This window comes from Tenacibaculum sp. Mcav3-52, assembly GCF_022347665.1.
Taxonomy (GTDB): Bacteria; Bacteroidota; Bacteroidia; order Flavobacteriales; family Flavobacteriaceae; genus Polaribacter; species Polaribacter mesophilus.
In genome coordinates this window covers 364,597-388,161 of record NZ_JAKRGE010000002.1, presented here as the reverse complement: position 1 = coordinate 388,161, position 23,565 = coordinate 364,597, and the positions used below count along the sequence as shown (strand labels likewise).

21 protein-coding genes and 1 tRNA gene are annotated in these 23,565 nt (G+C 30.9%); 17 read left to right on the top strand and 5 right to left on the bottom strand.

What is annotated here, in order from left to right; translation table 11 throughout:
* The first annotated feature begins 2 nt into the window (after nucleotides 1-2).
* The 3 genes from MHM83_RS07750 to MHM83_RS07740 all read left to right on the top strand — a co-directional run bounded on the left by MHM83_RS07750 (nucleotide 3) and on the right by MHM83_RS07740 (nucleotide 3,315).
* Entirely contained in the window at nucleotides 3-719 is a 717-nt protein-coding gene (locus MHM83_RS07750) for a hypothetical protein (protein WP_239179090.1), read from the top strand.
* 175 nt (nucleotides 720-894) lie between these two features.
* Nucleotides 895-1,962 carry a hypothetical protein gene (locus MHM83_RS07745; protein ID WP_239179089.1) on the top strand — a complete coding sequence of 356 codons (1,068 nt, stop codon included), beginning with the start codon at nucleotides 895-897 and terminating at the stop codon, nucleotides 1,960-1,962.
* A gap of 309 nt (nucleotides 1,963-2,271) precedes the next feature.
* Entirely contained in the window at nucleotides 2,272-3,315 is a 1,044-nt protein-coding gene (locus tag MHM83_RS07740) for a PIN domain-containing protein (protein ID WP_239179088.1), read from the top strand.
* A 244-nt stretch (nucleotides 3,316-3,559) separates the two neighbouring features.
* Here MHM83_RS07740 and MHM83_RS07735 read toward each other — a convergent pair.
* The 3 genes from MHM83_RS07735 to MHM83_RS07725 all read right to left on the bottom strand — a co-directional run bounded on the left by MHM83_RS07735 (nucleotide 3,560) and on the right by MHM83_RS07725 (nucleotide 4,106).
* Nucleotides 3,560-3,633: transfer RNA gene (locus MHM83_RS07735), tRNA-Arg, on the bottom strand.
* A gap of 75 nt (nucleotides 3,634-3,708) precedes the next feature.
* Complete coding sequence (locus tag MHM83_RS07730) at nucleotides 3,709-3,942, bottom strand: putative signal transducing protein (RefSeq protein WP_239179087.1); 234 nt, start codon at nucleotides 3,940-3,942, stop codon at nucleotides 3,709-3,711.
* Between the two features lie 11 nt (nucleotides 3,943-3,953).
* A complete protein-coding gene (locus MHM83_RS07725; RefSeq protein ID WP_047788417.1) occupies nucleotides 3,954-4,106 on the bottom strand; it encodes a hypothetical protein in 153 nt (50 codons plus the stop codon).
* A 590-nt stretch (nucleotides 4,107-4,696) separates the two neighbouring features.
* On the opposite strand from MHM83_RS07725, the gene MHM83_RS07720 reads away from it, so the two are divergent.
* From MHM83_RS07720 to MHM83_RS07710, 3 genes are all read left to right on the top strand, one after another.
* Complete coding sequence (locus tag MHM83_RS07720) at nucleotides 4,697-7,081, top strand: TonB-dependent receptor (RefSeq protein WP_239179086.1); 2,385 nt, start codon at nucleotides 4,697-4,699, stop codon at nucleotides 7,079-7,081.
* A 91-nt stretch (nucleotides 7,082-7,172) separates the two neighbouring features.
* Nucleotides 7,173-8,255 (top strand): PepSY-associated TM helix domain-containing protein, encoded by a 1,083-nt coding sequence (locus tag MHM83_RS07715; RefSeq protein WP_239179085.1) that lies wholly within the window; start codon nucleotides 7,173-7,175, stop codon nucleotides 8,253-8,255.
* 78 nt (nucleotides 8,256-8,333) lie between these two features.
* Nucleotides 8,334-9,275, top strand: a complete 942-nt coding sequence (locus tag MHM83_RS07710; protein WP_239179084.1) for a calcium/sodium antiporter — start codon at nucleotides 8,334-8,336, stop codon at nucleotides 9,273-9,275.
* A gap of 71 nt (nucleotides 9,276-9,346) precedes the next feature.
* On the opposite strand, the gene MHM83_RS07705 is transcribed toward MHM83_RS07710, so the two are convergent.
* Nucleotides 9,347-10,357: a glutamine synthetase beta-grasp domain-containing protein gene (locus tag MHM83_RS07705; protein ID WP_073181556.1), complete on the bottom strand. Its 1,011-nt coding sequence runs from the start codon at nucleotides 10,355-10,357 to the stop codon at nucleotides 9,347-9,349.
* Between the two features lie 184 nt (nucleotides 10,358-10,541).
* On the opposite strand from MHM83_RS07705, the gene MHM83_RS07700 reads away from it, so the two are divergent.
* The 8 genes from MHM83_RS07700 (at nucleotide 10,542) to MHM83_RS07665 (ending at nucleotide 19,919) form a co-directional block, all read left to right on the top strand.
* Nucleotides 10,542-12,725, top strand: coding sequence for a glutamine synthetase III family protein (locus MHM83_RS07700; RefSeq protein WP_073181554.1), 2,184 nt, complete (start codon nucleotides 10,542-10,544; stop codon nucleotides 12,723-12,725).
* Between the two features lie 411 nt (nucleotides 12,726-13,136).
* On the top strand, nucleotides 13,137-14,045 hold the full coding sequence (locus MHM83_RS07695; protein WP_073181552.1) for a hypothetical protein: 909 nt from the start codon (nucleotides 13,137-13,139) through the stop codon (nucleotides 14,043-14,045).
* Nucleotides 14,046-14,175: 130 nt separating this feature from the next.
* The gene (locus tag MHM83_RS07690) at nucleotides 14,176-14,574 is read left to right on the top strand and encodes a hypothetical protein (RefSeq protein ID WP_047788411.1); all 399 of its coding nucleotides are present in this window, start codon (nucleotides 14,176-14,178) and stop codon (nucleotides 14,572-14,574) included.
* Nucleotide 14,575: 1 nt separating this feature from the next.
* Nucleotides 14,576-15,316: a curli production assembly/transport protein CsgE gene (locus MHM83_RS07685; RefSeq protein ID WP_239179083.1), complete on the top strand. Its 741-nt coding sequence runs from the start codon at nucleotides 14,576-14,578 to the stop codon at nucleotides 15,314-15,316.
* A gap of 12 nt (nucleotides 15,317-15,328) precedes the next feature.
* Nucleotides 15,329-15,745, top strand: a complete 417-nt coding sequence (locus MHM83_RS07680) for a curli assembly protein CsgF (protein WP_047788409.1) — start codon at nucleotides 15,329-15,331, stop codon at nucleotides 15,743-15,745.
* A 31-nt stretch (nucleotides 15,746-15,776) separates the two neighbouring features.
* Complete coding sequence (locus MHM83_RS07675) at nucleotides 15,777-17,123, top strand: CsgG/HfaB family protein (protein ID WP_047788408.1); 1,347 nt, start codon at nucleotides 15,777-15,779, stop codon at nucleotides 17,121-17,123.
* A gap of 11 nt (nucleotides 17,124-17,134) precedes the next feature.
* Nucleotides 17,135-18,634, top strand: a complete 1,500-nt coding sequence (locus tag MHM83_RS07670; RefSeq protein ID WP_159613147.1) for a carboxypeptidase regulatory-like domain-containing protein — start codon at nucleotides 17,135-17,137, stop codon at nucleotides 18,632-18,634.
* A gap of 106 nt (nucleotides 18,635-18,740) precedes the next feature.
* On the top strand, nucleotides 18,741-19,919 hold the full coding sequence (locus MHM83_RS07665) for an AIR synthase related protein (RefSeq protein WP_159489962.1): 1,179 nt from the start codon (nucleotides 18,741-18,743) through the stop codon (nucleotides 19,917-19,919).
* Between the two features lie 46 nt (nucleotides 19,920-19,965).
* On the opposite strand, the gene MHM83_RS07660 is transcribed toward MHM83_RS07665, so the two are convergent.
* Entirely contained in the window at nucleotides 19,966-20,397 is a 432-nt protein-coding gene (locus tag MHM83_RS07660; RefSeq protein WP_053056640.1) for a hypothetical protein, read from the bottom strand.
* 78 nt (nucleotides 20,398-20,475) lie between these two features.
* Between MHM83_RS07660 and prfA the strand changes: the two genes are divergently transcribed.
* From prfA to MHM83_RS07645, 3 genes are all read left to right on the top strand, one after another.
* Complete coding sequence (gene prfA / locus MHM83_RS07655; RefSeq protein ID WP_047788405.1) at nucleotides 20,476-21,552, top strand: peptide chain release factor 1; 1,077 nt, start codon at nucleotides 20,476-20,478, stop codon at nucleotides 21,550-21,552.
* A gap of 316 nt (nucleotides 21,553-21,868) precedes the next feature.
* Entirely contained in the window at nucleotides 21,869-22,057 is a 189-nt protein-coding gene (gene rpsU / locus MHM83_RS07650) for a 30S ribosomal protein S21 (RefSeq protein ID WP_047788404.1), read from the top strand.
* 201 nt (nucleotides 22,058-22,258) lie between these two features.
* On the top strand, nucleotides 22,259-23,446 hold the full coding sequence (locus MHM83_RS07645; RefSeq protein ID WP_239179081.1) for an efflux RND transporter periplasmic adaptor subunit: 1,188 nt from the start codon (nucleotides 22,259-22,261) through the stop codon (nucleotides 23,444-23,446).
* The last annotated feature ends 119 nt before the right edge of the window (nucleotides 23,447-23,565 follow it).

The following is a 23,565-nucleotide window of genomic DNA, read 5'->3' as shown; positions in this document are numbered from 1 at the left end:
TTATGAAAAAATCAGTTCTAATAATAAAAGGATATAGTAAAACTGATATAGAATTGATTAATGATAGAAAAATTATTCAACTCTATATTGATTTTTTCTGTAGTAATGCAGGAGGAGCTTTTGATTTTGACACAGAAATAAATGTCCTTGAAGAGCCAGAAGTTGAAACCTTGCAAAATTTAAATACTCTAAATAAGCTTAATTATTTAATTGTGGTTCTTATTGGACACGGAGCTAATAAAGACGGAGCTCAAATTTTTCAACTACAAAAAAACACTTTCATACAGCCTGGACAAATTCAATTTGAATGCAAAAAGCAATTACATATTATAGAAACTTGTAGAAATGTGATTGATTTTGAACTTGATATTAAACGATTAAATAGGTTAATTCCAAAATACGCTTATGGAGGAACTGTAAAACAACCTTTGACAAGAGAGGAATCTCGTGAGAGATTTGACTATGCAGTTTCTGAATCAGATAACGGAACGATATATTTATTTGCTGCAAGCGTTGATGAGAGTGCATATGGGTATCTATTTCTAAAATTAATGATTGATAAAGCAATTTATATTCACGAATATTATAGAGAAAGTATTGTAAATGTCAGTAAAGTATTTGAACTAGCCAAAAAGCAAGTTAATGAACTAACAGAAGGAAAACAAACCCCAATGATAGATGGCAAAAATGAACTACCGTTTGTTATAACGATAATATAAACATAACTGTGTAAAACAAGGTGTATAATTAATAAGATTGGATTTCCGCTGAGGAAATTCAATCTTATTAATTATCTTTCCGTTATAACGGAAAACGACTTGAGTTCTTTTCTTGTAAAAAAATATACACAAATACGTTGTGTGTAATGTGTGAAAACGTCCTTGAATAATACATATGAGCAAAATTCGACTTTACAAAAAGATATTAATCGGTGTTACTATCGTTGTTTTATTATTAATATTAATTTTTACAATAGATGTAATTAGAGAAACACCAGATAGAGCATTTCTTGATATTGATTTCCAAAATAAGGATAATATAATTTCAGCATATGGAAGTTTAATTGGAGGAATTTTAGCTTTCTTATCAATTCTATTTGTTTTATTCGGGCTTCTTGAGCAAAGACTACAAATCTTAGATGAAAAGGCTGAAAAGGAAGAGGAAAATAAACAAGAGTTATTAGATCAGTTAAAATTATTAAGTAGTTATTTAAAGTCAACAATAGATCATATTCTTTCACAAGGAAAAACATTTTCTGAATATTCACAAAAAGAAAAAGATTCGCCTTCTGAAATGAATACGATGTCTTTTACTGTTAATAAAAATTTTACTCGAATAATTGATATGAACCCTTTATCTGTTTATAAAGCCATTCGTACAAATTTTCAAACAGAGGATAATTGGGAGAAAATATTTTTAAATATATATAGCATTTTTGATTTTTATTCAGATGGGTTGAGAGAATTGAAAGAAAAGTATGAGTCACAAATAGAATTCAAAGTTAAGGAGCATAGGAGAATTAGTTTAGAAATTAGAACACTATTTAATCAATGTTCAAATTTAGTTGATAAATATAAAATTAAACACCCGAAAGAATATATGTCTTTTGCTTGGGTAAAATTAGTTAACAACTTTACTTCTGAATATTATGCTTATTTAGAAGATTGTGAAAAAAATAATAAACCTTCAAGTTTGAGGGTTATATCTGATAATTATTTACTTCCATTTTTATCAGAAGCAATGGAATTAAGAGATGATCCTGGTTATGAAATGGGGATTTGTAGGAAACTTGTTGTTATAGCTTCTAATCTTAGAAAAGATATTAACGAGATTGAATTTAATTGTGTTTACTATGCTAAAGACATTGAAAAACAGTTTAACGAATATTTTAGTGAAGAAAACAAGCATCTAGAAGAATTGAAAAAAATGAAACTTACAATTGACAAAAAACTAAATGAATAAAAATACTATATAACAATGTGTATGGCATTACGAACCATACACGGGAAGTAAAAATATTATTTACTACAAACACCTTAATTAAGGTGTTTTTTTTGTTAGAAATTTTATAAGCGAATATTAAAGTAATTGTAGGTTCTCTGGTGCCTAAAAAACGAGAAAAATCATTGATATAAATATGGTAAATAAAATAAGGTAGGGCTATAAAATAGATAATATTTCTTTCTGATAGATAAATGCAAGGTTTAATGATGTTTATGAATAACATAGATAAGTAATATATTTGTGATCAAATAACTGAATGAAAAAACTATGAATATATTTCTAGATACTAACATCTTGTTTGAAGATTATTTCTTTGAGAAAAAATCACAAAAGAATATTTTAAAATATGCTAAGGAAGGTTTAATACATCTCTATATGTCTGAGATAGTTAAGTTAGAATTAAGAAGACAATTTATACAGGAATTGGAGGTGATAAACAAAGGGCTTAAAAAAGTAATAAAGAGTTCCGAAAGGTTAAAAATTACTGAAGAAGTTAAGCTGATTAATGTTGAAAATCAACTTAAAAAATTTGATGATTTTTATAAAGAACTTGATTCTGGAGTTGATAACTTCAGAATTTTAAAATATAATAATGATTTTTTACCAGATATTGTTGATAGGGCTATTTATAGAAAGAAACCTTTCGCGGAAGAAAAAACTGAATTAAAAGATGCTTTGATATGGAAAACATATTCTCATTTCGTTGAAAAACTAGAACTTGAAGATTGTATTTTATTAACTAACAATTCAAATGATTTTTGTTCTAAAAAAGATAAGTCTAAAATTCACACAGATCTTCTAAAAGATACTGACAAGTTTTCTGTTATGAGTAGTGCTTTTAGGTTTTTAAATGAAAAATCAAAAATTATTGAAAGTCCAGATTATAAATTTTCAATATATGCGTCATCTTTAGATATTGATGATGAATTTGCAAATGAATTATTGAAAGTGAATTTTAGTGACCAAATTGAGAAAGAGATTGATAAAAGACTGGAGTCAATTAATCCATTTGAAATCTTAGATAATGAGTATTGGAATGACGGGTATGTTTCTGGTTTTGAAAAGGAAATTTTAGGATGTAGCGATGTTGAATATGAGGTGATTGGAGAAAAAGCGTTAATTTCAGGAAAAGTACAGGTTGGTTGTGAGGCAGAATTCTACGAATATAACTCAATGAGAGAAAAAGGAGAAGATTCGTTTTCTTTTTTGGGTGAACATTATTTGACGTTTGAATTATATTTCAATTTTGATTTGGAAGAAGACAAAGAATGTTCTGATTTTGAAATCACAGATATTGAAATACGAGTATAGTGGATATCAATTTGTGTTCTAGCTTATTTACCATAAAACAGCATTTATTTAGTGTTGTTTTTTTGTGTCTAAAATTTAAGTATAAAATTATTGTTGTTATTTAGAAGTGTCTTAAGGTTTCGTATCTTTTTGAGAAAGTATGCTGAGGAAATGATTTTGTTAGATAAATGACACTAAAAATGACACGGTTATAAAGTATAAAACCACAAAAAATTGAAAATCAATTAATTGTGGTTTTGTTTTGTGACCTCGGCAGGATTCAAACCTGCAACCTCTTGAGCCGTAATCAAGTGCACTATTCAGTTATGCTACGAGGCCGTTTTGCGGGTGCAAATATAAGAATGTTTTTTAAATTGTAAAGCAAAAAAATAATATTTTTTCACCTTTTTTAATTTATTTTTCTTCTGCTATTTCTTCTTTAAAACTATCAATAGTGTCTTGAGCTTTTTCAAGGTCTGATTCATAGATAAATACGTCAATAGAATTGCCTAAAGTTCCAAAACCAGCAACTCTTCCAGCTTCTTTATTATCTTTTACTAAATATGGAACTTCAATTTTGTTAAGTAGCTGACTTAATCTGTTCACAAAGATTTGAGAGCCTGAGAAAACTTTAATATGCTTGTTCATAATGGTAAATTTTAATCCAACGAATTTATTGTAACATAAGCACGCCATCCAATAATAGCCAATTGAAATTTTGATGCTTTCGAAATATCCAATTCCTTTTTAGTAAAGGAAGGTAGTAGCGTCTTGTTTAGTTTGGCTAAAAACTTAAAAAAACTTTTTTTCATTAGTAGTTGATTCTACTATCAAAAATAACGAAAAATAATTTGTTCTGATAAGAAAAACTAAACTTAACTTAGTTTAAAACGAAAAGTATAGGTTTAGGTTAATCAATCTCTTAAAAGATCAATTCCAGTAATAAATAAGCAATTTTAATAGTTATTAGAATTAGTTTTAAAGCAAGTATAATCATGTTAGGTTCATGTGTTTTTAGTTAGTAAATAATGATGAATTCCGGAATTGTTTTTTCAATATAGGAGAAAGGAAATATTACAACCAAACTTTGGAATCTAATTTAATTAGATTGAGTTTAGATTTAAATCTATAAAAACACTATTAGTTTTAATTTATAACCTTATAATCTATGTTTAAATTATTAAATGAAACTTAAAAGTGTTCTATTAGTCATGTTTAATAAGCTTTTAAAGAGGCTTTTTTTACGGAATTTGAAAAGTAAAGGAAAAAGTATCTTTAAAATAAGCAGTTTTTAGGTGTTTCATTTCTTCAGAAAGAAAAAAATAAGTTTTTTGTAATAAATGTTTGCTACTATTTTGAGAGGAGATATATTCGCGATTTAAAATAAATCTAAATAAATATAATGAAATTTTACATAGCAGCAGTGGCTTTATTTTTAACCTTAGGAGTATCAGCTCAGTCTAGTTTAAAGGGAAAAATAAAGGATGAACAAGGTCAACCAATTTATGGGGTTAATATTCATATTTCAGAACTTCAAAAAGGTACTACCTCTGATGAAAATGGAGGCTTTATATTAAAAAATATAAAAGAAGGAGTTTTTAAGGTAACTTTTAGTATGGTAGGTTTCAAAACAGAAATAAGAAAAATAGCATTTACTCAAAACAACACTGTGGAGATTTTACAAATATTAAAAGAAGATTCGGAGAGTTTAAGCGAGGTTGTTGTCTCTGCTAGTAGACGTTCAGAATACCTTTCCGAGATACCAGCATCAATTACTGTTGTCAACCAAAAACAATTGGCAGACTTATCAAACTCAACAACTAATATCAATGAAATTTTAGAATTTACTGTTCCAGGTTTAGCTGTGTCTACAGGAACCTTTTCTAACTGGGGACAAACATTACGTGGTCGTTCTTTATTAGTTATGATTGATGGTGTTCCTCAATCTACTCCTTTACGCAACGGTCAATTAGGAATAAAATCTGTGAGTCCTAACGATATTAGTCGTGTAGAAGTAATAAAAGGAGCAACCTCTATTTTTGGAAATGGAGGAAATGGAGGTTTTATTAACTACATAACAAAAAAGCCAAATGCAAATGAAAAGATAGAAGGAACTACTAATATTTGGGGAACTTCTAACTTAACAAAAACGAAAGATGCTTTTGGATTCGGAGCTTATCAGTCATTACGAGGAAAAATAGATAAGTTTAATTACTACGTAAGTGGTAGTTATGAGGAAACAGGAAATAAATACGATGCAGATGGTAAAGTTATACTTCCTACTTATGGATTAGATAATACAAGAATTTATACAGCTTTAGCTAAGTTAGAGTATGAAATATCTGATAGACAAAAAATAAGTATTGGAGGAAACTTGTATAATTCTTTACAAGACACTCCATTTGTACCTGTTCTTGGATCTTTTGAAGTGTATAATGAGAATGGAGATTATACTTTAACACCTGGTTATGGTGTTGAAGGCTCTATTGAAGGACAAGAACCTACAGGATCTAAACTGTATAATGGTAACTTGAAATATGATTTAAATAATATTTTTGATGGAACAACAGATTTTACAGCTGATGTGTATTATCAAAAAACAAAAAACATATTCTTTTATTCAGATAAATTTGAAAACGGAGGTCAATCAGTAATTAATGCAGAAAAGTATGGTTTAAGACCAAATTTTAACACTACACTTACTCCAAATGAATCAACAGAGATTTCATTAACCTATGGTTTAGATTTGTTAAAAGATAAAACCAATCAAGGATTGTTAGATGGTAGATTATGGGTGCCAAATATTAATATGTTTAGTTGGGCACAATACATACAATCTACAGTAAAATTTAATGACGAATGGGTTTTAAAAGCAGGGTTAAGATATGATGATATGAATCTTACAATAGATGATTATAATACGTTACCATACTCACCTTTAGGAGATGGTAATTTTAATCCATCAGTAGCGGTAACAGGAGGTGAAATAGGGTTTGATAATTTAGCGTTTAATGCGGGTGTAAGGTATATTAAGCATCAAGAGTTTATCCCTTATGTAAGTTATTCACAAGGTTTTTCAATTGCCGATTTAGGTTCTGTTTTACGTTCTGCAACTGCCGATAATATTGAAGATATTCAATTAGAACCAGCAGTAACCAAAAATTATGAGTTCGGATTTTTATCAAAGTTTAAAAACTTTAGGTTAGAAGCTGTAGGGTATTATAGTGTTTCTAATTTAGGTACAGGCGTTGCATTTGATGAAAATATAAATTCTTTTGTGCCATCTAAAAAGCCGCAGAACATTTATGGAGGAGAAATAGCAATAGATTATACTGCTTTTAATAGTAAACTAAAAGTAGGAACATCATATTCTTATGTTGAAGGTTTAACTCATAATGTGGGAGATGAAAATAATTTAACTTATTTAGGAGGTGATGTAATTTCAGCTCCAAAATTAACAGCTTACGTAACTTGGGTTCCAACAAAGAAAATAAGTACTTCTTTACGTATGACTAATTTAGGAGATAGAAATCGTTTTAATCCGTATTTAGATGCAAGTGATAATTATACGTTTAGACATACACAATTTCCTGTAGAAGGATACACTTTACTTAATTGGTCTATGAACTATAAATTGCAAGAAAATATATCGGTTTCATTAGCTGTAAATAATTTGTTAAACGAATATTATTTACCAGCAAGATCACAATGGGCAGCACCTTTAAGAACTTTTACAGGAACTGGAGAAGGGGCAAATGCTAAATTAAGTGTGTTGTATAACTTCTAAAATAATAAACAACATCTTACATTTGCAAAAGTATAAACCCAGTGTCTATTTTATTTTAGACTCTGGGTTTTAAAAAATAAAGAGATATCAATTGCAGCAGATACATAAAATAATTTGGAAGATACACTTATGGCTAGGACTTAGTTGTGGGGTTATTGCTTCTTTTTCTGGTTTAACGGGAGCATTGTATGTTTGGCAACCTGAAATAACTTCATTACTAAACCCGAAATTATTAAAGGTTGAAGATTTTTCTAAAATAAACGAAAAAACAATTTTAAGTTCTGCTTATTTTTTAGCTACACAGAATAAGGGAAAAGTAAATAAAGTTTTTTTGCCTTATAGAGAGCAGCAAACGATTTCAATAAATTATAAAAACGGTAAAACATTGTATTATCACCCGAAAACCAGAGTTTTGTTAGGTGAAAAATCGGTGTCAATACAGTTTTTTGAAACCCTCCTGAAGTTACACCGTACGTTAGGAATGTCTACAATTGGCAAGTATGTTATAGGTACAAGTGCTTTATTGTTTTGTTTCTTCTTATTAACAACAGGGTTTTATATGTGGTGGAAAATATATAAAAACAACCTGTCAAAAGGATTTACGATGAAGTGGAAACCCAAAAAGAAACGATTTTACTTCAATCTACATAAAGTATTCGGAATTTATTTTTTGTTGCCTTTGCTAGTAATAGCCTTTACAGGGGGGTACTTCACTTATTATAAAACCTATAAATCTGTTTTATCTATATTCAATAGTTCAGATAAAGTAATCATGAATGAAGAAATAAAACAAGAAAAGGTTTTTTCATTAGAAGAAGCAGTTTTACAAACTGATGGAAAATATGCTTTAAGAGCTATTTATTACCCGAAAGATAGCTTAGGAGTATATAAACTTCGGTATATAAAAGATCGATTTATTAAAGCAGGATTTAGAAGAACAAAAGAAATGGAGTTAAATCAGCAAGGTAAATTACGAATACTGTCAAGTTTTGATTTTGATGCAAATAATAATCGAATAGCGGCTCAGTTTTACCCAGTACATATAGGAGAAATAGGAGGAATATTAGGTAGAGTTTTAGTATTTGTATCTGGTTTAGTGCCTTTGGTGTTATTGATAACAGGCTTTAAAGTTTATAATTTAAAACGTAAGAAATTAAAGAAGCAACTTAATTAAGGTTTTATTGGTTCAGGAGCTTGAATTTGTTTTCATTTTTGCTGGGTAAAAACCTTATCTTCGCCCAAAAAATATCTTATGAGCATTCTATATATTATTATTGGTTTAACATTGTTGGTTTTAGGAGGAAGTTGGCTGTTAAAAGCAGCGGTAGGCTTATCACTTAAACTACATATACCAAAAATAGTAATAGGTATGACAGTAGTGTCGTTTGCAACTTCAGCACCAGAATTAATTGTAAGCATAAAGTCTGCTTTAAATGGAGCTACTGGGTTAGCGGTAGGAAATGTTATTGGATCTAATATTGCAAACTTAGGTCTGGTTTTAGGAATAACAGTTATATTATCGTCAATTGATGTAGAAAAAAGTTTTTATAAAACAGATTGGCCAGTAATGATGATTGCTTCAGTACTACTGTATTTTTTTATAGCGAATGACAAGACCATTCAATTTTATGAAGGAGCTATATTATTTGGAATGTTAGTAGTATTTTTAATTTATTTATTACGTTTTCAAAAACAAGCAGTTGTTGATGAGATGCCTGAAGACGATGAAGAGTTACCCTTATATAAAATAGCCTTGTTTCTAGCTGTTGGAGGAGTTGGTTTATGGGGCGGTTCAGAACTATTGATTAATGGTTCGGTAGCTATGGCTCAACATTTTGGAGTAAGTGACGCGATTATTGGAGTAACTGTAGTGTCAGTAGGGACAAGTGTTCCAGAATTGGCTGCCTCAATTATTGCAGTGTTAAAGAAAGAAAAAGCCATCTCATTAGGAAACCTTGTAGGATCTAATGTGTTTAATATTTTAGCTGTTTTAGGTATTACAGCAATGATTACGCCTGTTCAGGTAAAACCAGATGCCTATAGTTTGATTAATAATGATATTTATTGGATGTTAGGAATTTCGTTTGCCATATTACCTTTAGTATTTATTCCAAAAGGATTACGTTTAGGTTGGAGAGACGGAGTGCTGTTGTTGGTTTCTTACATTACTTTTGTGTATTTAACGATCTCTTAAAAGTGAGGGAGAAAGAAAGTATAAAAAAAGCCGCTATTAGCGGCTTTTTAGTTGTGTTGTTGTTGTGTTAATTATATATTGGCACCTTTTACGGTTTCTATAATTCTTCCAGCTACTTTGTAAGGATCAGCGTTTGAAGCAGGTCTTCTGTCTTCTAGCCAACCTTTCCATCCTTTTTCTACAGTGATGATAGGAATTCGGATTGAAGCACCTCTATCTGAAACTCCATAACTAAAGTCAGATACGTGAGCAGTTTCATGTAAACCAGTTAAACGCTCGTCATTATTAGCTCCATATACATCAATATGTTCTTCTGTAACAGGTCTAAAAGCTTCACAAATCTTTTCGTAAGTCTCTTGAGAACCACAAGTTCTTAATGTAGTATTAGAAAAGTTTGCATGCATACCAGAACCATTCCAATCTCCTTTTACTGGTTTTGGATGGTATTCAATGTAGTAACCATATTTTTCAGTTAAACGGTCTAATAAGTAACGGGCAACCCAAATTTCATCACCAGCTTTTTTTGCTCCTTTAGCAAATAATTGGAATTCCCATTGTCCTGGAGCAACTTCTTGGTTAATCCCTTCAAAGTTTAAACCTGCTTCAATACATAAATCGGCATGTTCTTCAACAAAATCTCTTCCCCAAGTGTATCTTCCTCCTACAGAACAGTAGTACTTCCCTTGAGGTCCAGGGAATCCGCCACGAGGGAATCCTAAAGGTAAATCAGTTTTAGTATCCATTAAAAAATACTCTTGCTCAAAACCAAACCAAAAGTCATTATTATCATCATCAATCTTAGCACGTGCATTTGAAGCATGTGGAGTTCCATCAGCATTTAAAACTTCAGACATTACTAAGAATCCATTTTTTCTAGTCGGGTCAGGATAAATAGCAACAGGCTTTAATAAACAATCAGAAGCACCACCAGATGCTTGCTCAGTAGAACTTCCGTCAAAAGACCACATAGAACAGTCTTCTAATTTACCGCTAAAGTTTTCTTCAACTTTAGTTTTACTACGCATGTTTTGAGTTGGCTCATGACCATCTAACCAAATGTATTCTAATTTTGATTTACTCATGATTTTTGTTTTTGTGTTGTTTTGAGTTAATTACGAAGCAAAATTGAGTATTTTTTGTTGAAAGGCAAAATTTTTAAGGGTATTTTTGTTTAAAATTAACTTTAAGTTAATTTAACCCCTGTTTTTTTAGGGGTGTTTTGTTTAAAGTTTGTATTTTTGAGTGTCTAATTTAATATTTTATTATATGTCAACTTTAAGATTCAGTGCATTACAAGAGGTTTTACATAGAAAAACTGTTGTAGTAGAAGAAAACGAACGTCGTTCAGAATTGTTTGGTAAAAACGTATTTAATGAGCAAGCAATGCGTCAATATATGACCAAAGAGGCATATCAAAGTGTAATGGATGCTATTGAATTTGGGACTAAGATTGATAGGAAAACCGCTGATCAGATTGCGGTAAGCATGAAAGATTGGGCATTATCTAAAGGAGCAACGCATTATACACACTGGTTTCAGCCTTTAACGGGATCTACAGCAGAAAAGCACGATGCGTTTTTTGAAACTGTTGACGGAGGAGGAGCAATGGAGAAGTTTGATGGAGGTCAGTTAGTACAACAAGAGCCAGATGCATCAAGTTTTCCTAACGGAGGAATTAGAAATACTTTTGAAGCACGTGGTTATACGGCATGGGATCCAACATCACCAGCGTTTATTTATGGTACGACCTTATGTATTCCAACTGTTTTTGTGGCATATACAGGTGAAGCGTTAGATAATAAAGCACCCTTATTAAGAGCATTACAAGCGGTTGATACTGCGGCGACAGCAGTTTGTAAATATTTTGACAAAAATGTAACAAAAGTAAACGCAACCTTAGGTTGGGAACAAGAATACTTTTTAATTGATACAGCATTAGCAGCAGCACGTCCTGATATAATGATGACAGGAAGAGCATTGTTAGGACATGCACCAGCAAAAGGACAACAGTTAGACGATCATTATTTTGGATCAATACCTACTAGAGTATTGAACTTTATGCGTGATTTGGAAAATGAATGTATGCTCTTAGGAGTGCCTGTTAAAACACGACATAATGAAGTAGCACCAAATCAGTTTGAGTTAGCGCCAATTTTTGAAGAAGCAAACTTAGCAGTAGATCACAATTCATTATTAATGGATGTGATGGAGAAAGTGTCGCAACGTCATAAATTCAAAGTGTTATTCCATGAAAAGCCATTTGCAGGGATTAATGGTTCAGGAAAACATAATAACTGGAGTTTATCTACCAATACAGGAGTTAATTTACTGAGTCCAGGGAAAACCCCGATGAAAAACTTACAATTCTTAACCTTTTTTGTAAATACCATCAAAGCAGTTCACGATTACGAAGAATTAATTAGAGCGTCGATAGCAAGTGCTAGTAACGATCATCGTTTAGGAGCTAATGAAGCACCACCAGCAATTATATCAGTTTTTATAGGTTCACAATTATCATCGGTATTAGATGAGCTAGAAAATGTAACGAAAGGAAAACTATCACCTGAAGAAAAAACAGATTTAAAATTAAACATTGTAGGGAAAATTCCAGAAATTTTATTAGATAACACAGATAGAAACAGAACTTCACCTTTTGCTTTTACAGGAAATAAATTTGAGCTACGTGCAGTAGGTTCATGGTCTAACTGCGCAGGGCCTATGACTGTATTGAATACAATTATAGCAAGACAACTGAATGAATTTAAAGAAGAAGTTGATAAGTTAATTGATACCAAAAAACTTAAAAAAGATGAAGCCATATTTAATGTATTGAGAGAATATATTAAAGCATCAAAGAATATTCGATTTGAAGGAGATGGTTATGGAGAAGCATGGGAAAAGGAAGCTAAGAAAAGAGGGTTGTCGAATAACAAAACAACTCCAGAAGCATTAAAAGCAAAAGTTTCTGAAAAAGCAATTTCTCTTTTTGAAGAAATGAAAGTGATGAATAAGGTTGAGGTAGAAGCTCGTCATGAAATCGAGTTAGAAGAATATTCAAAGAAAATACAAATAGAAAGTAGAGTGCTAGGTGATATTGCAAGAAACCATATTATACCTATTGCTATTCAATACCAAAATACGTTGATAGAAAATGTAAGAGGACTGAAAGAGATTTTTGGAAATAATTTTGAGAAATACGCTAACGAACAAATCGATTTAATTCAGAAAATATCTAATCATATCGCTGAAATTAACTCTAAAGTAGAAGATATGATTGAAGAACGTAAAAAGGCAAATAAACTAGAAGGACAAAAAAATGCAGATGCTTATTGTAACAAAGTGAAACCTTATTTTGACGAAATTCGTTATCACTGTGATAAATTAGAATTAATGGTAGATGATAATTTATGGCCTTTAACTAAGTACAGGGAGCTTTTATTTACTAGATAAAGTAACCTGTTTTGAATGAGAAAAAACATTTGTTAAAAAAGGGGGAAAACCCCTTTTTTTAATAAAAATGAAAATAAAAAAACAAAGCCAAAGACTACGTTTATAGCGTGTTTTTGGCTTTTTCTTATTTTATTTTTTTAAGTAAAGAAATCTTGATTGGTTTTTGAAGCTAAAAAAAATTGTATATTAGCTATGTTTAAACAAACAGTCTATATATAGATTCTTACAGTTTTATTTTAAACTGATGGATGTAATTACAGTTACCAAACTAATCTTACATTTTACCCCATAATTTTATCTTACCCTTATTTACTTAGCATTCTCCCATAATAAGCATTATTAGTATTTGTATGCTTATATCATACATAGAGTATGCTAAAAATCAATTAACGTATTTTAAAATTATCTATTATGAAAAATTTTTTATTAGCAGCTATTTTTTTAGCTTCAGGAACCGTTTTCGCACAGTTCGCAAACCCATTACCAACACCAAAAGCTAACTGTTTAGGATGTTCAGTAGCACAAGTAGGTCCTTCTTATGGAGATAGAGGAGCAGCAATAAACACGAGTTACGTAGATCAAACAGGACACATGAATGATGCAAGTGTAGTTCAAACTGGAGTAGGTAACTTATCAAATATCGATCAAGATGGTCAAAACCAAGGATTTTCTGGAGGTTTAGGAAACGAAGCGACTGTATACCAAAGAGGAAGAAAGAACGAAACCGACATTAAACAACATGGAGATTACAATTCTGGTTTTGTAAATCAAGTAGGATATAAAAACTACGCACAACAAGATGTAGGTGTAGGTTGGGCAGAAAATAACAGAGCATATGCTTACCAAACAGGACGTCAAAATACTTCTATTCAAAAACAACGTTATGATAATAATGTAGCTATTGTAGCACAATCTGGTAGAAGAAATTTAGCTCACCAAGATCAAAGTACAGGAACTAATGGTGCACCAGGTAGTGTAGCAGGTATTTTACAAGTCGGTAACTATAATAAGGCTAAACAAGTACAAAGAGGTAGTTTTAATATAGATGGAATAGCTCAATTTGGAAACGGAAATATGGCTTCTACTACGCAAACATCAACAGGGGGGATAAATATTTCTGGTATTGGACAGACAGGTTCGGGGAATGAAGCTTGTGTTGATCAAAACGCTGATGCTGGTATTAACTTAAGTTTAATTAGTCAGTTTGGTGTAGAAAATCATGCGTCTGTTATTCAAGACGCACAAGGTTCAGGTAATGCTAGCTTTATCGGTCAAGCAGGTTATATGAATAAGGCTTGTGTTGAACAAACAGGACTATAATTTATTTATTAATAAAACTTTAAGAGAAGGGAGAAACTCTTCTCTCTTCTCTTAACTTATTAAAATGAAGGTAATGAAAGATATGAAAACAATATTATTTATAATGCTGGTTACTTTTAATCTGACTATTATGTCACAGCAAAAAACATCTACATATTTTGTATCTGTACCTCAAATAGGAAATGATGTTTCTTTTGTAATACTAGAGAAAAATATTAATTCATTAAATAATTCACAAGATTTTACCTATTCAGCAGCTAATCAAAATTACCTAACAATAAATCAAGTAGGAATAAATAATGTAGCAGAATTAAAAAGTGGAGTTAGAGATGTACAGTTAGTGGGGCAAAAGGGAAAAAACAACTATTATAGCTTTATAGATTATTACAATGCTTCTCCTACAAAAATGAATATTCTTCAACAGGGGAATGCAAATTCATTACAGGTGTACGGAACAAACTCTTTAATGGAAAATGTAAAAATCATTCAAAAATCTAATTATAAAACAATTATAGTTAGGAACTATTAAAATGATGCTAAGGTTTAATTTCTTTAAAAGAAAAATAAAATATATTACTCTGTTTTCACTTTGTATAACAACAAGTTATGCTCAAGAAATAAACGAGGTAAAAGCCAAAATTCTTATTCTTAAAAAAGACAATTTTATAGCAGTAAAAGCACAAGCTGAAAATGAAGGAGTATTGTTTAAAGATGAGTTTAATTACAACTTATTGGTGTTAAAAAAGAGTAAAGATGGAAGCTACTCTAACAATAAACAATCAGGAGAATTTTCTTTAAAACCTAATGAAAAAAAAGAGCTATCATTAATAAGGTTAAGCTTAAACCCTGATGAAGAGCTAAGAGCTTATTTATTTATAAAGCACAAGGAAACTTTAATAGATAAAGATACTTTAGTAATAGTACCTAAAAAGGTAGGTATAATAAAAAAAGAAAAAATAGACGAATCTAATTTTGTGTTAAAAGGATTGGTTATTGAAGAAGCAATAACAAAAATAGGGAAAGACTTTTATGATTTTTTTTACCAAGAATACCTGCTTTCAGGCTTAAAGTATCCTTTCATTATAAAAATAAAAGAGAAACCAGGATTAAGAAGAACTACAGTTTTAATTATTGAAGCTGATGATAAAAAGGTTTTTGAGTTCATGACAATGCCAGGAGAAGATTTTCTTAAACGAGCTGTTAGAGCATCTTTGGTAAGATTAAGTAGTTACTCAAAACAGAGAAATACATTATTAAGTTATAAAATTTAAACAAAGTAAGTTATGAAAATAGCAACCAAACTTATAACAATTGTTTTATTTTTAATAAGTTCATTTACTTTTTCACAAGAACTAGTTTATAAACCAGTTAATCCATTTTTTGGAGGAAATAATCCATTCGGGTATCAGCAAATTTTGGCATCAGCAAATGCACAAAACGATTTTCAAGAAGAAACACAAGATCCTTTTCAACAACCATCAGACTTAGAAAACTTTACTAATAGTTTAAACAGGCAACTACTAAACTCATTATCTCAAGATTTATTTCAAGAACAATTTGGAGATCAAGGGTTAACTGTTGGAACTTATGTGTTTGGATCTTTAGTAGTAGAAGTAACACCTACCAGTGGAGGTTTATCTGTAAATATTTTAAATACCCAAACAGGTGAACAAACACAAATTATAATACCAAACAATTAACAACAAAACGACTAACCATAACTTAAATTTTATGAGAAAATTATTATTCAAATTACTATTCTCTTTAAGTTTTATCTTGTTTTCTAGTTGTGGAGCATACCTAAATCAGCCATTCCAAACAACGAATGCTAGAATAGGGGAAAACACCTCTTTACAAAACGATTTAATTAAGAATATTCTACCTGTCGAAAAAGTAATCGTAGGAGTTTATAAATTTAGAGATCAAACAGGACAATACAAGCCGACTGAAAACGGTTCTACATTTAGTACCGCGGTAACGCAAGGAGGTACATCAATTCTATTAAAATCACTAGAAGAGTCAAAATGGTTTACTCCAATAGAAAGAGAAAATATCGCTAATTTATTAAATGAACGACAAATAATAAGGTCAACAAGGCAAGAATATCAAGGAGTTAATTCCACAAAAATGCCACCATTACTTTTTGCTGGAATTATTTTAGAAGGAGGCGTGGTTTCTTATGATTCTAATATTATTACAGGAGGTTCAGGAGTTCGATATTTTGGAGCTGGAGCATCTAATCAATATAGACAAGATAGAATAACCGTTTATTTAAGAGCCGTATCTACATCAAATGGACAAATTTTAAAAAATATTTACGTATCAAAAACAGTACTCTCTCAAGGAATTTCAGCAAACTTGTATAGATATGTTTCTTTAAGAAGATTGTTGGAAGTTGAAACAGGAGTAACCAAAAATGAGCCTATGCAATTAGCTGTAAAAGAAGCGATAGATAAAGCAGTCGAACAGTTGATTATAGAAGGTGTTGTAGATGGTTTATGGACTCCTCAAGGAGGTGATAAGGTTGTTAACCTCTTTAAAGAAGAGTATTTAAAAGAAAAAAACGAAGCAGACAATACATTACTTTTTAATAGAAAGCAGGAAACAAGAAGAGCAAAAAACTCAATGAGTGTAATGGGAGGAGCTTCAATAATTTCAGGAGATTATTCAAAACCCGTAGCAAGATTTGGTTTTGACCTAAAATACAGATATTTTTTTAAGAACCCTCGATTTAGTTTTGGAGGAAGCATAGGAAGGTTTGAGTTAGAAAACGAACAATCTTTTAAAAATACTTTTTTAACATCTAGTGTTTTTCTAGAATACAATATGATGCCTTACGATAGGTTAACACCGTATGCATACATAGGTGTAGGTTCAGTTTTAGAGAAAAATCTAGACAATCCTATGTTTAAATTTCAATATGGTTTAGGGTTGGAGTATTTAGTAACAAATAAAATAGGATTAACTCTTTATGGAGAAAATTATCTTTTAGGTTCAGACAACTTAGATAAGCTAGTTAGAGGAAAGAGAAATGATTTTATTTGGAGAGTAGGAGCAGGTATAAATGTTTATTTTTAAGAAAAGAAATAATGAAAAAAATAATAAAAATAACAATACTCTTAATTTGTGTAACCTTATTTAATTGTAGTGAAGATACTGTAGATTATGTAGAGTTCGGAACAATTAAAGGTCGTGTAGTTAAAAAGAAAAGTTTCGAACCTATTACAAATGCAAAAATTGCATTATCACCTACTAATAACACAAGTTTTACCGATGAAGATGGTTACTTTTTAATGGAAGATGTACCAGCACAAGAATATTCGGTAAGTGCCACTAAAGAGGGGTATTTAACAGGTTTTCAACCTGTAGGTTTAGATGCAGGGACAGAAATTAATATAGTATTTGAATTAGATATAGAAACAGCATTAAATGACCCACCAACAGCACCAGAGCTTAGAGCTCCAGCTAATGGCATAGAAGATTTAAATAATACAGTAGAATTAAGTTTTAAATCAATTGATCCTGATGAAGATGAAATAACATACAGGATAGAAATTAAAAACGACTTAAATAATGATGTTATATCTTTTGAAAATGTAAAAGACACTTTATACACAGTTTCCGATTTAAAATTCGGAGTAAAATATTTTTGGCAAATAGGAGCATCAGATGGTATTAATGCCGAAGTATTAAGTACAGTGAGTACATTTAAAATTACATCAACACCCAATAACAGATATTTTTATACACGACAAGAGGGAGGAAATAATGTAATATACTCTGGAGATTTTATCAATGAAGCCTCTGTAAATGAATTACTGTTAACATTACCAACAACAAACTCTTGGAGACCAAGAAAAAACTCAGCGGCAAATTTGGTAGCCTTCTTACGAACAGATAATAACGAAACTCATATTTATACAATGAAAACAGATGGTTCAGATGTTAAAAAAGTAACATCTAATGTTCCTGTGGTTGCATTTGATTTAAACGAAGTTGATTTCTCGTGGTCTTCAAACGGGGATCGAATTATATATCCGCATTACGATAAATTATACTTGATAAATAAAGATGGAAGTGGTTTACAGCAAATTTATCAAACAACAGACGGTAGTTACATTACTGAATGTGACTGGAATAATGATGAATCTAAAATAGCACTGAAAACCAATAACACAAGTGGCTATAATGCACAAATCTATACGATTGATATGGCAGGAAATATAATTGATACTGTTTTAACAGGAATGCAAGGAGCTGCAGGTGGAATTAATTTTACAATAGATGGAAGCTCACTGTTGTATACCAGAGATGTTTCTGGATATGAATCAAGTAATTATAGGCAACTAAACAGTCATCTATTTTTATATGAATTTGCTACGGCAGAAGTTACTGATTTATCAGAAGGAAAAGCAGATGGAACAAATGATTTAGACCCACGTTTATCACCTAATGAGGCTGAAGTTATCTTTGTGAATACATCCAATGATGGTATTTCTAAAAAAACAATTTATAAAGTACCTTTTAGTGAAGGATCTACAACTAGAACAGCATTGTTTGAAAATGCGACAATGCCAGATTGGGAATAAAAGAAAACAAACTATTACTTAGAGAGCGAACGTATAAAAAACGTTCGCTTTTTTCTTGATAAAAGCGTAATAAAACCTAAATTTGCAGGTAACAACAACACAACAAATGAGTAACGAAGTATCTAAACGCTACGCACAACGCGGAGTATCGGCATCTAAAGAAGATGTACACAATGCTATAAAAAATATTGATAAAGGATTATTTCCAAAAGCTTTCTGTAAAATAGTTCCAGATTATTTAACAAATGATGATGATTACTGTTTAATAATGCATGCAGATGGAGCAGGAACAAAATCGTCTTTAGCATACATGTACTGGAAAGAAACAGGAGATATTTCGGTATGGAAAGGCATTGCTCAAGATGCTTTAATCATGAATATTGATGATTTATTGTGTGTGGGTGCTACCGATAACATTATGTTATCTTCTACTATTGGACGTAACAAAAATAATATTCCAGGAGAAGTTTTATCGGCAATTATTAATGGAACAGAAGAGTTAATTAATGAGTTGAAGGAATTTGGAGTTACGATTCATTCAACAGGAGGTGAAACTGCTGACGTTGGTGATTTAGTACGTACTATTATTGTAGATTCTACGGTAACCGCTCGTATGAAGCGTACCGATGTAATTGATAATGCAAATATTAAAGCAGGAGATGTAATTGTTGGTTTAGAGTCATTCGGACAAGCAACGTATGAAAAAGAATACAACGGAGGTATGGGAAGTAACGGATTAACTTCTGCACGTCACGATGTGTTCCATAATTATTTAGCAGAAAAATATCCAGAAAGTTTTGATGCTTCAGTACCGTCAGATTTAGTGTATTCAGGAAATACAAAATTAACAGATGAAGTAGAAAATTCTCCGATTGACGCTGGTAAACTAGTGTTATCGCCAACAAGAACTTATGCGCCAATTATCAAGGAAATTTTATCGAAATTTTCTTCGGAAGAAGTGCACGGAATGATTCACTGTTCAGGAGGAGCTCAAACAAAAATTTTACATTTTGTAGATAATTTACACATCGTAAAAGATAATATGTTTCCAATTCCACCATTGTTTAAATTGATACAAGAGCAATCAAAAACAGATTGGAAAGAAATGTATCAAGTGTTTAACTGTGGACACAGAATGGAGTTATATGTATCTCCAGAAATAGCAGAAGAGATTATTACTATTTCAAAAACGTTTAACGTAAATGCACAGATTGTTGGTAGAGTTGAAACTTCTGATAAAAAGAAATTAACAATCAAAAGTCAATATGGAACTTTTGAATATTAATACTGTAAAATAAAAGTATAATCCTCAGATTTCTCTGAGGATTTTTTTATTTCATTTTTTCAAATACAAAATCAATTGAAAACTCATCGTTACTAACGTTAGCTTTCAGTAGATTGTTTTCTTTCCAGTATTGTATTGTTTTAGGGAATTCGTTTAGTTTGTTTTCCGCAGTAAAAGAAGTATCAGTTTGTTGTGTAAAAGCAAATAATGTCGAGGTTTCATTCACGCCTGTAACCTGTAAAAACAAAGAATCATTTTTAGTAATGATGTGTAAGACTTCTTTAAATACAGTATCGTTTTTTTGTAAGGAAAAACCAATTCCAGAAAAATCATTTTCCCAAAACTCGTAAGTTCTTTTACCAGCTTCGTTATAAATACGTTTCCATTTACCAAACAGCCAAGTAGGTTTTTTTATTTTCTTTTCTTGTAGACAAGAAAAAAGTAGTGTACAAGTAAAAAATAAGATTAAAATTCGCATAACAAAAGCCTTAATGAATTAAAGATATGAATAAAATTCGATAAAAAATCGTAAATTCGCACCCCAAGAAAAGATACTATGCTAGATAAATTACAGATAGTTAAGCAACGTTATGATGAGGTATCAGATTTAATCATCCAACCAGATGTTATCTCTGATCAAAAACGTTATGTGCAATTAAATAAAGAGTATAAAGACTTAGGAAAGGTTGTAAAAAAGGCAAACGAGTACGAAACTTTATTAAATAATATAGAAGAAGCTAAGGAGATTATTGCTGACGGATCGGATGCAGAAATGGTAGAAATGGCTAAAATGGAAATGGATGAAGCAAAAACTCGTATTCCAGAATTGGAAGAGGAGATTAAGTTTTTACTAATTCCTAAAGACCCAGAAGATGCTAAAAACGCGGTAGTAGAATTGCGTGCAGGTACGGGTGGAGATGAAGCAAGTATTTTTGCTGGTGATTTATTTAGAATGTACACCAAGTACTGTGAAAGCAAGGGATGGAAAGTATCTACGGTAGATTTTTCTGAAGGAACCAATGGTGGATTTAAAGAAATTCAGTTTGAAGTTTCTGGTGAAGATGTATACGGAACTTTAAAGTTTGAAGCTGGTGTACATCGTGTACAACGTGTACCGCAAACCGAAACCCAAGGACGTGTACATACATCGGCAGCAACATGTATGGTGTTTCCAGAAGCAGAAGAGTTTGATGTAGAAATCAACCCAAAAGATGTGCGTATTGATTATTTCTGTTCGTCAGGACCAGGAGGTCAATCGGTAAACACTACCTATTCAGCAGTACGTTTAACGCATATTCCTACAGGGTTAGTGGCGCAATGTCAGGATCAAAAATCACAGCATAAAAACAAAGAAAAAGCATTTAAGGTATTACGTTCTCGTTTATACGATTTAGAGTTAGCTAAAAAGCAAGAGGAAGACGCTGCAAAACGTGGATCGATGGTAACCTCAGGAGATCGTTCCGCGAAAATTAGAACGTATAACTACCCGCAAGGACGTGTAACTGATCACAGAATAGGGTTAACCTTATACGATTTATCAAATATTGTAAATGGAGATATTCAAAAAATTATAGACGAATTAATGCTTGCGGAAAATACTTCTAAACTAAAAGAATTAGGAGAAACTATTTAGTAAAAAGCGTTACCATATTGGTAACGCTTTTTTTATAGAAAAGAATTAGAACTATGAATACTTGTAGAGCCAATAAAGAAACCCTACCTTTGTCATAATATTAATGTTCTATCCTTTTTTTAGGAGAAAATCTACAAGTCTCTACACTATTTTTCTGTTATACATCAGTTTTTTAGTCTTCAGTTTCTTTATAAATTTATTTTCAATAGAATTTTTAATCAAAAAAATAATATCATATAAAAATCATAGAACTTATTATGAAGTGCTGTGAAGTTACTTTCATGTTGTAAGATTTAATAATTAAAAACCATATCATATGTTAAGAATAGTAGTAAAAGAAGGCGAAAATATTGATAGAGCTTTGAAACGTTATAAACGAAAATTTAGAGACGTAAAAGTTTTACAAGAATTAAGAGAAAGAAAGCAATATGTAAAACCATCAGTAACAAGAAGAGCTCAAATTCAAAAAGCAGCTTATAAAGAGCAATTATTTAACGAAGAATAATTTTGATACAACACAAAATATAAAACGCAATCCGAAGGGGTTGCGTTTTTTTGTAGAATAGCTTTTAACATTTAATAGTTTTTTTTATTAGCTAAATAAGCAAAAGATTAAATTTTGGTCATTCCTGCAAAAATTTTGGTTAAAAAAGACATTAACATCTAAATTAATTTTGCCCTTCAAATAATAAATGATTAATTTAAGATGAAAAAAAAGAATACTTCACAAAAAAATAAAGTATTAACTTACACAATTATAGGCTTATTTATAGTTATAGTTTCTAGTTATGCATTTAGTTCTTCAGAAGTAAAAGAAACAGAATTAGTTTCTCAAAAGTTACCTGTAAAAGTTACAACACCTATATACAAAACTATTACGGAATGGGATGAGTATACAGGACGTTTCGAAGCAAGTAATAAAGTAGAAGTTCGTGCACGTGTAAGTGGTTTTTTAGAGCGTGTAAATTTTAAAGCTGGACAAATTGTAAAAAAGGGACAGACGCTCTTTATTATTGATGACAGACCTTTTAAAATAGCCTTAAATAAAGCTAATGCCAATTTAGCTCAAGCCAAAGCAAATTTAGAAATTGCACAAGACAATTTTAAGCGTGTCGAAGATTTAAAGGAAACAGGTGCAGTATCTATTGAAGAATTCAATCGTAGAAAACAAGCTCTAGAGTATGCTAAAGCTAGTATTCAGGTGTCGGAAACACACGTGGCTGATGCTAAATTAAATTTAGAGTTTACACGTGTTAAAGCTCCAATTTCAGGTTTAGTGAGTAGAGATCGTGTGAACGAAGGAAACCTTATAGATGGAGGTTCTTCAAACTCTACATTATTAACCACTATTGTAGCTACAAACCCTATTCACTTTTATTTTACAAGCAGCGAGTCTGATTACTTGCGTTATGTACGATTGGCAAATAATGGAGAAAGAAAAGCGGTTCGCACAGACGGACTTCCGGTACATATTAAACTTCAAGATGAAGATGAGTTTTTACATGAAGCAAAAATAGACTTCGTAGATAATCAAATTGATAATAGTACAGGTACAATAGAAAACAGAGCCATTTTACCAAATAAAGACTTACTGTTAGAGCCAGGAATGTTTGGTAAAGCTAGAATAAGTGAAAGCACAGCACATAAAGCGATTATGATACCAGAGGATATTATTGGTACCAACCAGTCACTACGATATGTTTATGTTTTAGGAGAAAACAATATTGTAACCAGTAAAAACATCATTTTAGGACCATTACATTCTAACGGATTTCGTATTGTTAGAGAAGGATTATTAGAAACAGATAAGTTGATAATTAATAATATTCAAAAAATTAGGCCAGGTACAGTAGTTACCCCCGTTGAAACTAATTTAGAAATCCCAAAAAGCTAACTGTAAATCAATAACAAGTTAGTAGTAAAACCATATTAAAAAATAAACTCATTTATAGTTTTATGTCTTTAAATAAGGATATGAAAATCTTAGAGTTATGTTCAAATTTTAACAAAATA